At 46.3% G+C, this 13184-nt stretch carries 9 protein-coding genes and 3 tRNA genes; 5 read left to right on the forward strand and 7 right to left on the reverse strand.

Features of this window, described 5'->3' with window-relative positions:
• Nucleotides 1–62 precede the first annotated feature (62 nt).
• Nucleotides 63–1424, reverse strand: a complete 1362-nt coding sequence (locus J699_RS06610) for an MATE family efflux transporter (protein WP_005226576.1) — start codon at nt 1422–1424, stop codon at nt 63–65.
• A gap of 30 nt (nt 1425–1454) precedes the next feature.
• The gene (locus J699_RS06605; RefSeq protein ID WP_032875299.1) at nt 1455–1916 is read right to left on the reverse strand and encodes a DMT family transporter; all 462 of its coding nucleotides are present in this window, start codon (nt 1914–1916) and stop codon (nt 1455–1457) included.
• A gap of 114 nt (nt 1917–2030) precedes the next feature.
• Here J699_RS06605 and hemW point away from each other — a divergent pair, with 114 nt between their 5' ends.
• Nucleotides 2031–3185, forward strand: coding sequence for a radical SAM family heme chaperone HemW (hemW, locus tag J699_RS06600; RefSeq protein ID WP_032870680.1), 1155 nt, complete (start codon nt 2031–2033; stop codon nt 3183–3185).
• Nucleotides 3186–3310: 125 nt separating this feature from the next.
• Here hemW and J699_RS06595 read toward each other — a convergent pair.
• From J699_RS06595 to J699_RS06575, 5 genes are all read right to left on the reverse strand, one after another.
• Nucleotides 3311–3386: transfer RNA gene (locus tag J699_RS06595), tRNA-Lys, on the reverse strand.
• A gap of 120 nt (nt 3387–3506) precedes the next feature.
• A tRNA-Lys gene (locus J699_RS06590) sits at nt 3507–3582 on the reverse strand.
• Between the two features lie 120 nt (nt 3583–3702).
• Nucleotides 3703–3778: transfer RNA gene (locus tag J699_RS06585), tRNA-Lys, on the reverse strand.
• Between the two features lie 173 nt (nt 3779–3951).
• The gene (locus J699_RS06580; RefSeq protein ID WP_032870682.1) at nt 3952–5793 is read right to left on the reverse strand and encodes a long-chain-acyl-CoA synthetase; all 1842 of its coding nucleotides are present in this window, start codon (nt 5791–5793) and stop codon (nt 3952–3954) included.
• Nucleotides 5794–5983: 190 nt separating this feature from the next.
• Nucleotides 5984–9346 carry an Rne/Rng family ribonuclease gene (locus J699_RS06575; RefSeq protein WP_032882860.1) on the reverse strand — a complete coding sequence of 1121 codons (3363 nt, stop codon included), beginning with the start codon at nt 9344–9346 and terminating at the stop codon, nt 5984–5986.
• Between the two features lie 790 nt (nt 9347–10136).
• Here J699_RS06575 and J699_RS06570 point away from each other — a divergent pair.
• From J699_RS06570 to J699_RS06555, 4 genes are all read left to right on the forward strand, one after another.
• On the forward strand, nt 10137–11069 hold the full coding sequence (locus tag J699_RS06570) for an RluA family pseudouridine synthase (protein ID WP_032870686.1): 933 nt from the start codon (nt 10137–10139) through the stop codon (nt 11067–11069).
• A complete protein-coding gene (locus J699_RS06565) occupies nt 11066–11740 on the forward strand; it encodes an HAD-IA family hydrolase (RefSeq protein ID WP_032870688.1) in 675 nt (224 codons plus the stop codon). Before J699_RS06570 ends, J699_RS06565 begins: the two co-directional genes overlap by 4 nt.
• A 73-nt stretch (nt 11741–11813) precedes the next feature.
• On the forward strand, nt 11814–12509 hold the full coding sequence (locus tag J699_RS06560; RefSeq protein WP_005226584.1) for a helix-turn-helix transcriptional regulator: 696 nt from the start codon (nt 11814–11816) through the stop codon (nt 12507–12509).
• Between the two features lie 52 nt (nt 12510–12561).
• Nucleotides 12562–13170: a glutathione S-transferase family protein gene (locus J699_RS06555; RefSeq protein ID WP_032870690.1), complete on the forward strand. Its 609-nt coding sequence runs from the start codon at nt 12562–12564 to the stop codon at nt 13168–13170.
• Nucleotides 13171–13184: the final 14 nt, after the last annotated feature.

Genomic DNA, 13184 nt, shown 5'->3' on the forward strand with positions numbered 1-13184 from the left:
AAGTCAAATTCGGGGGGCATCCATGCCCCCAAAGCATTGCTTGATTGGATGAAGACGATTCGCTAGGAAACGGGAAGGGACATCTTGGCCAAACGTTTATTATTGAGGTATAAACGGCTGATCAGTAAGACACAGGCAATGCTTAACCCGATAATCAGGCCAAGCCAGACTCCCGCCACGCCCCAAGAGGTGTAGCGGGCAAGATATAAACCAATCGGGAAGGCAATCACCCAATATGCCATTAAGGTAATCCACATTGGCGCTTGCGTGTCCTGCATGCCGCGTAGGCAACCTGCCGCACTGACTTGCCACGCATCCATCAGCTGATAAGCCATGGCAAACCAGAGCAGATACATGGCCACAGGAATTACATCCACGTCGGTAGTGTAGATTGCCACGATATAAGGGCGTGCCAGAGCAATCAGCGTCATTGTCAAAGCTGCAAAAATGGTGGCGCTAATCAGCCCTACGGTTTGAACCTGACGCATGGCGTGCCAGTTCTGTTCGCCGTAATACATGCCGACACGAATGGTTAAGGCAATCGCCAAAGACAGCGGAATCATAAATAATTGTGAAGTCACTGAAATCGCAATCTGATGCGCTGCAATGGCATTTTCACCCAATGGGCTGAGTACAATTGCGCCTGTACTAAAGATACTGACTTCAAAGAACACCGCCAGACCAATGGGTAAGCCCAGTTTTAAAATACGTTTGATCCAGACCGGATCAAGTTTTTCCCATTTTGTAAAAATAGGCGCCTGCTTATAGGCTTTGGCTTTGGAGACATAGATGGCCAGTGTAATAAACATCAGCCATTGCAAGATAGCTGTTGCAAAACCGCAACCTGCACTGCCGAGTGCCGGAATTGGCCCGAAGCCATACATAAAAATAAAGTTGAGCGGAATCAGAACCAGCAGGGCGATCAGGCTGATAGCAGTGACAGGGCGTGGATGGCCCAAGGCTTCAGAGTAACTGCGTAATGCGGCATACATCATCACTGCTGGCATACCAAAGCCGATGGCATGTAAAAACAGGCTGGCTTTGGGTAATAAGCTTTCAGGTACACCAAATAACGGCAAAAACTGGGGCATGCACTGCAGGATCAACATCGCCACAATGCCCAGAATCACGGCGACCCATAACGACTGACGGGCAATGGTCGGTATTTTCTCTGGTGTTTTTGCGCCGCGTGCTTCAGCGACCAAGGGCGTGGTTGCCAGCATGATGCCTGCAAATAACAGCATAATGGGAATCCATAGGCCAACGCCTACTGCAATCGCCGCCAGATCTGTTGCCGAAAGATGCCCGGCCATAATGGTATCAATCAAACCTAATCCTGCCTGGGCAAACTGGGTGATCAGGATCGGAAACATCAAATGAAATAGCTGTTTGAGTTCAAACCGCTTGGTTGTGACGTGGGACACAAAAAATACTCTTATTAAAATGAGGAAGAATCAGCGTTGCAGGGTCAATAACACCCCAATAAAAATCACAATACTGCCGAGCAGGCGTTGCCAGTTAATCGGTGTTTTTTCTGTACCTAACCAGCCAAAGTGATCAATAAACATCGAGATCACCAGTTGCCCGAAAATCACTAAACCTGAAAACGTTAATAATCCGAGTTTGGGAGCAGTATAAATGCTCAAACTAATCGCATAACCCCCAAGAAAGCCGCCGAGCCATAGAAACCAGGGAATTTGTGAAATTTCACTTAAACTGGGTTTACTGGCACTTTGAAAACACACCAGCAGCGCCAGCACAATGGTGCCAATGAAAAAAGACAATAGCGCCGCTTGCAGGGGAGAATTCAGATACTCTCGAAGTTGTGTATTGATTGCGGTTTGAAAGGCCATGGCGATACCAATGCCTAGAGTCAGGGGAAGAATAAACAGTAACTGGCTAGAAATTTTCATCATATTATCGGTCTAATTGTTGTTGGTTGTCCCCAGTCTAACTGAATACGTAGATGATGATAAGCCGAACGGGCGAGTCATGTTAAAATGGCGGGGGTCTGTCATTGAGCTGCGATTTTGAGTCATTTAAACCCTGCAAATATTCCACTTTCCCTGTATATCCATATGCCGTGGTGTGTACGTAAATGTCCTTATTGTGACTTTAACTCCCATGCGGTGCCTGATGGTCAGTTGTCCTTGGAACTGGAACAGCAATATCTGGCTGCATTGGTGGCAGATTTTGAAACTCAGATTGAAATGGCGCAAGGCCGATCGATTCACAGTGTCTTTATTGGTGGTGGAACCCCTTCGCTGATTTCTGCATCGGGCTATCAATGGCTATTTGAACAACTGAAAGCGCGTTTGGCATTTGAAGAAGATTGTGAAATTACCTTGGAAGCCAATCCGGGGACCGTGGAGCATGATCCATTTGCGGATTATCTGGCGGTAGGGATTAATCGTTTATCCTTAGGCGTACAAAGTTTTGATCCCGAGCATTTACAGCGTTTAGGACGGATTCATACCGCCAATAATGCACTGGATGCGATTCAGCAGGCACGCCAGGCCGGCTTTGAGCGTGTAAATGTGGACTTGATGCATGGTTTACCTCAGCAAACAGAACAACAGGCCTTAACCGATCTTCAATTGGCGGTAGAGCATGGTGCAACGCATATTAGCTGGTATCAGCTGACCATTGAGCCCAACACGGTGTTCTTCCGTACCCAGCCGGTATTGCCGCAAGATGAGGTCCTAGAGCAGATTCAGGAGAAAGGTGAGGCGTATTTAAAAGCCAATGGTTATGTCAATTATGAAGTTTCGGCCTGGCGTAAGGAAAAGCCATCGGCACATAATCTGAATTATTGGCAATTTGGTGATTATCTGGCGATTGGAGCCGGTGCGCATGGCAAGGTCACGCGTCCTGACGGGATTTACCGTTTCCAGAAAACCCGTTTACCTAAAGATTATTTAGCCAAAGTCCCTGCTGAACATGTGCAAATGAAACGCATTGAAGCAGATGAATTGCCTTTTGAATTTATGATGAACGCATTGCGTTTAAATGAAGGTGTAGCGACCGAGTCGTATACCCAGCGCACAGGACTTGCGTTGCAAGATTTGAATGAGACATTGCATGACTTGCGTGAGAAAAAACTTCTCATTGCTGATCAGAACAGAATTGCCTGTACCGAGCAGGGACATATCTTTTTAAATTCGGTGCTGGAAAGATTTTTATAATTTAAAAATTATGTGTGCTTTGAGCAGGGAGGCTTAAAGCACTAGTTTTGGTTTTTGTCATCGTTTGGAAAGATATCGATGACAAAATAAAAAAGCCTCATCAAATGATGAGGCTTTTTCGAATCTGGTGGGTCGTCCGCGACTCGAACGCGGGACCAACGGATTAAAAGTCCGCTGCTCTACCAACTGAGCTAACGACCCTGAGCGAGGAGAAGTAAAACAACGTTTTACCTGAGCGTAAGAGAAAATCTATGATTTTCTGTAGCTTAACCTCTTACAGGCGTTTGTAAAATACATTTCACAAACTCTCAAAACATTAGATGGTGGGTCGTCCGCGACTCGAACGCGGGACCAACGGATTAAAAGTCCGCTGCTCTACCAACTGAGCTAACGACCCTGAGCGAGGAGAAGTAAAACAACGTTTTACCTGAGCGTAAGAGAAAATCTATGATTTTCTGTAGCTTAACCTCTTACAGGCGTTTGTAAAATACATTTCACAAACTCTCAAAACATTAGATGGTGGGTCGTCCGCGACTCGAACGCGGGACCAACGGATTAAAAGTCCGCTGCTCTACCAACTGAGCTAACGACCCTAAGCAAGTATTTCAACTGGCTTCGCAAGAAAAACTAATGAGTTCTAAATGCGTCTTCGTTTTGATGTTGCGTATTCTAGCAAGTTATTCAGCTAACACAAGAGGAAATTTAAAAACATGTGCATGATTGTTTATAAAAAGCACGATTTCCTCTTATTTAGCTAAAAAATAAACTAGAAACGGTATTTATAGCTTTGAATATTGTCAAAGATCTCAGTATTTACATCACAATAGCTGCTTGCACCAGGCAATAACACCAGTAAACGTTCAGAGGTTTTGCTCGGATCGAACGAATCTTCTTTCAGTTTATTTTTCTGGTATTTGAATGTACCGGTGGTTTCAACCTTTTCCTGAACGCGCAAGAACACCGGAATGGCATAGGAAGGTAAACATTTTTTAAATACATTCACCATTTCGCTTAAATCTGCATCATTCAGCGCTGCACCATCCACCAAGGTGATGGCTGCCATACCAGCACGGCCATTGGTATTTGGAATTTCTACGCCATAAACCACGGCTTCTGCGATTTTTTCATACTCACAGACCATGTTTTCAACTTCAGTGGTCGATACGTTTTCACCTTTCCAGCGGAAGGTGTCGCCGAGGCGGTCCACAAACTGGGCATGACGGAAGCCGATATCACGGACCAGGTCACCGGTATTGAAGTATGAGTCGCCTTGAGTGAACACATCTTTCATGATCACAGACTTGTTCTTTTCAGGGTCGGTATAACCATCAAAAGGTGAGCGGCTGGTGATCTTGCCAATTAACAGGCCAACTTCACCGGTTTTGACTTTCTTGCAATAGCCTTTTTTGTCGCGGACCAGTTCGTTCTTTTCTTTATCGAACTCAACGATGGCATAAGGCGTAGGAGAGAAGCCGACGGTATTGTCAAAGTTAAAGATATTGCTGAAACCGACATTACCTTCGCTTGACGCATACAGTTCAAGCACTTCTTCAACCCCGAAACGCTCTTTAAACTTGCCCCAGATATTTGGGCGCATGCCATTGCCAATCATTTTAGTCACGCGATGCGCACGGTCCAGTTCAGTTGCTGGTGCATCAATCAGGTAACGGCATAGTTCACCGACATAACCGATCGCAGAAGCATTGAATTTCTGTACATCTTTCCAGAAGGCACTGGTTGAATATTTACGACGTACGGCCAGTGTCGCACTGCCTGCAATCACACCACACCAGCACACCACCACACCTGTGGCATGGTAAAGCGGTAGGGTGACATACATCACATCATCTTTACCAAGATTGAGAATGTGACCATAGGTACCGTATGCCAGTGTCCAGCGGCTATGGGTAAAAATCACCGCTTTTGGCAAACCAGTGGTGCCTGAGGTATAGATATAGAACAGGCCATCTTTACCCGCCACGGTACGTGTGGTGGACGGGTTAAATTTCGGGAACTGGTCAATTTGCAGGGCAAGATTGACGTAGCCTTCTGGTGCTGTGCCCGCATTTTTACGGGTTTCCTGATCAGCAAACCAGTGGAAACGGTCTTCTGCAACTTTTAAATCCTGACGTGCTTCTTCGATTGCAGCACGGACTTCTTCACCGGCAATCACTGCAATCGGATTGACCAGATTAATGCTATGCGCGAGTACCTTACCCACCTGAGAGGTATTGACCAGTGCAATGGTGACCCCAATCTTGGCTAAAGCCACAATGCTGGCAATCAATTCAGGACGGTTCTCAACCATCACTGCAATCACATCACCTTTTTTTGCACCCAGAGATAAATAGTAATGGGCAATCTGGTTGGCCCACTCATTTAAAGCCTGATAGCTGTAGCTTTGATCTTCAAATAACAGAGCGATGCCTTGAGGGTTACGCTTGACTGCTTTTTCAAAGGCAATACCTAAACCAGCAGGAGAAGATGGCGTTCGTAAATATGCCTGTTTAAGACCATTAAGGATATGAGGTACTTTAGTGATGAAGTTTGGAAGTCGAGTAGCGACATCACCAAGGGTAATAATATCGGTCTGCGTAGTTTGGCTCATATCAATCCTGTTTATTTTTCGATCAATCCAAAAATGGCTATCCGTAAGAACACAACCATTCACACCATTGTCGTTGATGCTGTTTTGTAATGGTAAGTTCCTAGAGCAATCAACCTAATTTGACAAAATAACAAAAAAGCCTAGTCACCGAAATGACTAGGCTTAGCCTTATTGAGTGCAATTTAGCAAATTATTCATTGCTAGCTGCAGCCTTTTTCGGTGGACGTCCACGTGGACGGCGCGGGCGGCTTGATTTTTCTTTCTCTGCTTTTGCAGCTTCATCTTCTGATTCTGCTTCAGTTGCAACTGTTGCCTGTTCTGCTTTTTCAGCAGCTTGAGCTTTCTCAGTAGCTTTGCTCGCAGCTTCAGGCTTGGCCTCAGCTTTAGCCGCTGGTGCTTTCACCGCTTCAACCGGTGCTACTTCTGCCGGAGCAGCCACTGCTTCTTGAGCAAGTTCTAAAGGTTGTTGCTCTGGCGCTGCAACCACAGTTTCTTCTGCTGGCTTAGCGACTTCTTCTGTTTTCACTTCTTCTTTCGATTCAGTATTTTCAACAGGAGCAGGCGTCGCGTTTGAAGCAATATGCGCTTCTTTGGCTTGCTCTGCAGCAAGTTTGGCTAAACGACGACGTTCACGCGGGTCATTTGCAACTCGAACAGTAGCAGCTTCAGGTGGTGTTAATGCTAACACTGGCGCTGGTTCAGCTTCTTCCGTTACTTTTTTGCTTGGAAGTTCGGCATCACGTGTTACCGGACGCTTTTCTTCTTCAACCACGGTGTCTACCACTAGCGTGCTGGCATATTGCTCGGCAAACTTTTGCAGGGCACGGTTAAACGTGGTGATTAAACCAAATTGCTCAATCAGGATAGTGCAGTCTTCACCATAAACATGGCGAATCAGGCTACCGACCGTGTATTGACCCAGCGCTGGAATCTGCGATGGTGCAATTTTTGGTGCCGCTGCTTTCTGCGGTGCTTGAGCACCACGTTGACGACGACGCGAACGTGGGTCATTGCTGGCACGTTTTACCGGCGCTTGGGCTGCTTCTTCTGCAGTTGCAGCAGGTGCTTCTTTCGCAACCACTGGTTCTACTGGAGCGGCAGGGTTGCTCTCGGTTTTTTCTACAACAGCGGGCGCAACTTCTGCTTTTGCGGCAGGGGCAGTCGCTTGTTGTGGATTTAGTGCCACGATCTCACTTTGACCTTGATCAATGTTCACGATCAATGCTGTGTTCATTGGCTCTGAACGTGGTGCATCCACCACATCAACTTTAACCTGTTGCGGGTTCGCAGGCGCTGCAGTTGCAGCAGGTGCGTCATTCAACACGCTTTGGTCACGATGACGGTTTGGTCGGTTCGGACGTTGCTGGTTACGGTCACGACGTGGTAATGGCGCATTGTCATTTGCTTGCGCAGCCTCATGATGTTGCTGCTGGTTTTGAGGCTCTTGTGACTGCTGACGTTTTTGTTGACGTTTCAGTTCGCGTTGTTCTTGGCGCTGTTCCTGACGTGACAGTTGAACGACTTCTTCGTGCACCTGATTTTGTTGTTCATGTGCATGCGAGTGCTGTTCACGTTGCTCTTTGTGCTTGCGTTTCTTCTGGTTTTGATTTGGACGATGTGGTTTTTCGTCTTTCTCAAACGTTTCACGCGGTTCCTGTTTCACAGGATTCTGTGAAATATAGGCATTGTTTGCCGCTGGTGCAGCAGTTTCAGTGGCAACAGATGCAACAGGTGCATTGACCTGACCAAACTGGCCACGGCTTACTGCGCCATTGTTGACCATTTGCTCAATCGCAGCTGCCGCATTTTGTGCCGAACGGGATTGATCTGTGGTCTGTGCCTGTTTTTGAACAAACAGGTTTTCTAACCATGCACAAGGACTTGCTGACTTTTGCGCAACAGCCTGTTGAGTTTGTTTTGCTTGCGCAGCCTGTTGCTGAGCAGCTTTCTTCTGTGGCGCAGCTGCTTGATTTTGTGCAGGCGCATGGTGATGCTCTGCATCTTCCAGATGCCAGTCAGAAGACTCGTAACCGAGTTCTTTTTCACTTGAACGGGTCGCTTCAGTACGTTCATAACTAGACGGTGCAAAACCATCCGGATTGAACTGGATTTGATAATGTGGTGTTTCCAAGTGCGGATGCGGTAATACCGTTACACGAACATTTGAGGTTTGTTCCAAATATACCAGGCTGTGACGCTTTTCATTCAATAAGAATGCTGCGATTTCAACAGGCACTTCAACTTGAACTTCACCTTGACGTTCGCGTAATGCAATTTCTTCAACCTTACGCATGATCGAAAGTGACAATGAACGTAAGTCACGCACCATACCGGTACCATGACAGCGTGGGCACACGTAACCTGTCGCTTCTTCTAAAGAAGGGCGTAAACGTTGACGGCTCATTTCCATCAGGCCAAAACGAGACAGTTGACCGAACTGGATACGTGCGCGATCGCTTTGCGTTGCTTCACGTAATTTGGCTTCGACCATACGCTGGTTACGGTCTTTGGTCATGTCGATGAAATCGATGACCACTAAACCACCGATATCGCGTAAACGCAGTTGACGTGCGATTTCTTCGGCTGCTTCAAGGTTGGTGTTGAGTGCTGTTTCTTCAACATCATGACCGCGGGTTGATTTCGCCGAGTTAATATCAATCGATACCAAAGCTTCGGTCTGATCAATCACGATTGAACCGCCAGAAGGAAGTTTGACTTCACGCTCATAGGCAGTCTGGATCTGGCTTTCAATTCCGAAGTGAGCAAATAAAGGCTCATTCATGGTGTAGGTTTTTAATTTGTCGAGCTGACGTGGCATCACTGCTTTTACGAAGTTATAGGCTTCGTTATAGGCTTGCTCACTATCAATCAGGATTTCAGCAACATCATCACGTAAATAATCACGAATGGCACGTGTTACCACGCCTGCTTCCTGATGAACCAGCATTGGTGATGGACCTGAACTTGCCGAACCCTGGATTTGTGCCCACAGGTCAAGTAAGTGTTGCAAGTCAAGTTGCAGCTCTTCCTGGGTACGGCCAATTCCGGCAGTACGAACGATCACGCTCATGCCACGCGGCACATTTAAAGAGGCTAAAATTTCTTTTAGTTCTTCACGGACAGAACCTGAAATCTGACGGCTGATACCGCCACCTTTCGGGTTGTTCGGCATAAGCACTAAATAACGGCCTGCAAGCGAAATGAAAGTCGATAGGGCAGCACCTTTGTTGCCACGCTCTTCTTTTTCAACCTGAACCAGTAATTCAGTGCCTTCAGTGATCAGTTCACGAATGTTTGAAGTTTGACGAGGATCAGCTTTGAAATACGAGTTTGCAATTTCCCGCATAGATAAAAAGCCTTGACGCTGTGCGCCGTACTCAACGAAAACCGCCTCTAAAGAGGGCTCAACGCGAGTGACATGACCTTTATAAATATTTGATTTTTTTTGTTCGCGAGTACGATTCTCTAAGTCGAAATCGTAAAGACGATTACCAGTGATAAGTGCAACGCGAACTTCTTCGGCGTGGGTTGCATTAATCAACATACGTTTCATGGGTGTGACACCTAATAGTGATGCACACAAACAATAAGCCCAATATTTTTGAGCAAACATCTCATTGGCACGATCAAGACTCAGAAGCAACGTTGTGTAGGAAGCTCTGAAACCACTGGCTGTAAGTATCCAGCTGGAGGCTTTGATCCGGTTATTTCGATGTTAGCAATACTGCTTCAATCTTGAATCCGTTGATATTTCATGGCATGTCTGACATCTGTGAAATATCACTAGATCCGACATAATCAAAGTTTCCTGTACGCTTCACTGGCGGGTGAGCGGTGCATTGGATGGTGACTTTCACTGTCATTAAGCATTGAAGTCGATCCATCTGGAAGTCTTGATACGGAATGATCATCGTATCTCTGCTTGGCAGTTCCAATGCATCAACGCTTTAGCCTGAATGCGACATCAGGGAGCAAATTGTCTGATGTGGATCAGTTTACGTTTAATAACCAGCAAATTGCTGGCGACATATTTTTTCTGAACAAACTGTATGTGCTGATGCACAATTAAACGCAACAGTTTGCCATTTTGCCGATATAATAAGCCTTCGGCGTCGGCATAATTCTTTAGGACCTATCCGAGTTATTGGTGAATATCTCATCGATTTAAAATTTTATCTAAATAAAATTTCTGATTTGATGCTCACTTACGGTGGTATCCGTGCGCTGAATATACCAAACCTTGCAGCATCTGCCTATGGGCTAAGTTTAGGTTTCTTGTGAAATAACTTAGCTAAATGATCATTTTTTAATCATATTTAGCAAATCTTGGATTAATCGAGCGTATGAATTCTACACAACAATGGCAAAGTGTTACTTGGTTTGACGTGGATGAGCATCAAGACGGGCAGCGAATAGATAATTTTTTATTTACCCGATTAAAAGGTGTTCCAAAAAGTCGCATCTACCGTTTGATTCGTGAAGGACAAGTACGCGTAAACAAAAAAAGAATAAAAGCAGAAACACGTTTGAACATTGGCGACCAGATTCGTGTCGCACCAATCCGTTATGAACAGAAGGATGAAACGGCTGCACCTGTCAGCGATACCGTCGCGCAAAGCCTGTTGAGCCGAGTGGTGTATGAAGATGAAGGCTTGCTGGTAATCAATAAGCCTTCGGGAATTGCCGTGCATGGCGGCAGTGGTGTGGCCTATGGCCTGATTGAAGCATTACGTGCGGCGACAGGCAAAAAATATCTGGAACTGATTCACCGGATTGACCGTGATACCTCCGGTCTGGTGATGGTCAGTAAAAAGCGCAGTACCTTAAAATTGCTACAGGACCTGCTACGCGAACATAAGATCCAGAAAACCTATGCCGCTATTGTTAAAGGTCAGGTCAGTCTGGATCGCCAAATGATTGATGCGCCTTTATTGCGTTATGAACTGGCCAATGGCGAGCGTCGTGTCCGTGTGACTTCTGAAGGTAAGCCAAGTAAGACCGACTGGAAAGTGGTTGAGCGCTTTAAAACAGCCACTCTGGTTTATGCATCACCATTATCAGGTCGTACCCATCAAATCCGGGTACATGGTTTAAGTATTGGTCATCCTTTGGTGGGCGACGATAAATACGGACACAATACGGTGTATAACGGTCCGGCAGCACGCCGTTTGTGCCTGCATGCCATGCGTCTGGAAATTCCGAATTATCCAGTGATTGAAGCTCCGATGCCTGAAGATATGCAGCAGGTGATTGACGAATTGAGAAAGCAGAAATGAAGCAGAAGATTGAACTCGTCATTTTCGATTGGGATGGTACCCTGTTCGACTCGGTGGGCCAAATTGTGGCGAGTTTGCAATATGCAGCGCAGCAATTCGAACAGCCACTGACGGATGAAGCCGCGAAAAGCATTATTGGTCTGGGTTTGCCTGAAGTGATGCAGATCCTGTTTCCGCAAGTCCCGCATTTGCATCAGGATCTTTTGCAATGTTATGCCGATCATTATGTGGCAAACTCGAAAGGCGATGTCTGGTTTAATGGGGTCGCTGAGCTATTGATGGATTTAAAGCAGCAAGGTCTCAAGCTTGCGGTCGCAACCGGTAAAAGCCGTAAGGGGCTGGATCGTGTATTGGCGCAAACCAATAGTCATGCACTGTTCGATATTACCCGTGCCGCGAGTGAAACCAAGTCCAAGCCAGATCCACTGATGTTGCAGGAAATTCTGGCCGAGATGGATGTGGCAGCTGAACGTGCGATTATGGTTGGGGATACCAGTTACGATCTGGAAATGGCGCAAAATCTGAATATGCCGCGTATCGGGGTCAGTTATGGGGTGCACAGTATTGAAACGTTACAGCAATATCAGCCATTAACCATTGCCCATCGTGTGCAGGACTTGCATCATTATTTACAAAGCTTGCTCAAGGTTGCTGATGTAACCGAAAGTTAATCCACTGAAGATCAAATGACAAAATGAGGGGAGAGTTCGCTTTCCCGTCATCCATAATAACAATAGGAACTATATGAGCCGCTCGATCCGTTTGCTCAATCTATTACAACTACTCCGAGAATATCGCTATCCGGTCACTGCACAGGTATTGGCGGAGCGACTGCAGATTAGTCAGCGTAGTGTCTATCGGGACATTGAGACATTACGCGCCCAAGGTGTGAGTATTGATGCGGCAGCAGGGCTGGGGTTTCAGCTCAAAGAAGATTTCCTGTTACCCCCAATGAGCTTGAATGAAACCGAGATCGAGGCCATCTTTCTGGCCTTAAACTGGTTGAGTGAAATTCCTGATCTGGCTTTAAAATCAGCTTCCACATCGGTTCTGGCCAAGCTCAATGCGGTATTGCCTGAACATTGCCGACATTTACTTCAACACACTACTTTACGCTCTATCAATGCCTGGCTTCCTGTAGATGCACAACTGGTGGAGCAGGTACGTCTGGCCATCCGCCAGCAAGTCAAAATTGTGGTGGATTATGCTGATGAGCAGCAGCGTATCAGTTCCCGTACCGTGTGGCCTTTTGCTTTAGGTTATTTTAATGATCGGATTGTACTGGCCGCATGGTGCGAGTTGCGACAGAGTTTTCGGCACTTCCGGATTGACCGTATCCGGCAGCTCAGCCTGAGTCAGGAGCTTTATCCGCAATTCAAGCAGCAACTATTTCAACAATGGTGGAGGCAAGAGGTATGTTCGACTACTGACAGAAACTGACAATCCAAACAATTACATTGAAATAAGAATAACTCACTAAGGACATATCAACATGGCACTTAAACTTTATACCAATAATTTCTCACGTGGCGTTGTAGTGGACTGGTTGCTGATTGAACTGGGCGTGCAATGTGAGCGCATCGAAGTAGCCTTTGAAACTGAAATGAAAGCGCCTGAATATTTAAAAATCAATCCCTTCGGTAAGGTCCCTGTGCTGGTGGACGATGATATTGTGGTCTATGAGCTGGATGCGATCTGTGCCTATCTGGCCGATAAGTTCGCAGACAAAGGTCTGGCGCCTGCACTCAATGATCCGAAACGCGGTCTTTATTATCGCTGGCTGTTCTTTGTTTCAGGGCCTTGGGAAGCGGCTTCAACCAATAAAATGCTAGGTGTGGAGGTCAAGCCAGACCAGAAAGGATCTGTCGGATATGGAGACTATCAGGATGCCTACAATGCCTTTGTGCAGGGCCTGAGTGAAGCCGATCCGTATTTATGTGGCAAACAGTTCACTGCTGCGGATGTGACCGTTGCTGCCATGCTGTTCTGGCAGCTCAAGATGGGAGAAGTTGAGTCTCATCCTGCGATTGAACGCTATCTGGACAATATTAAGCAGCGTTCGAGCTATCAAAAGTTTGCTGCCTTTTTTAGCAATGTTTAAGATTTCATCACTAT

The organism is Acinetobacter sp. 1000160, from assembly GCF_000588715.1.
Lineage (GTDB): Bacteria > Pseudomonadota > Gammaproteobacteria > Pseudomonadales > Moraxellaceae > Acinetobacter > Acinetobacter courvalinii.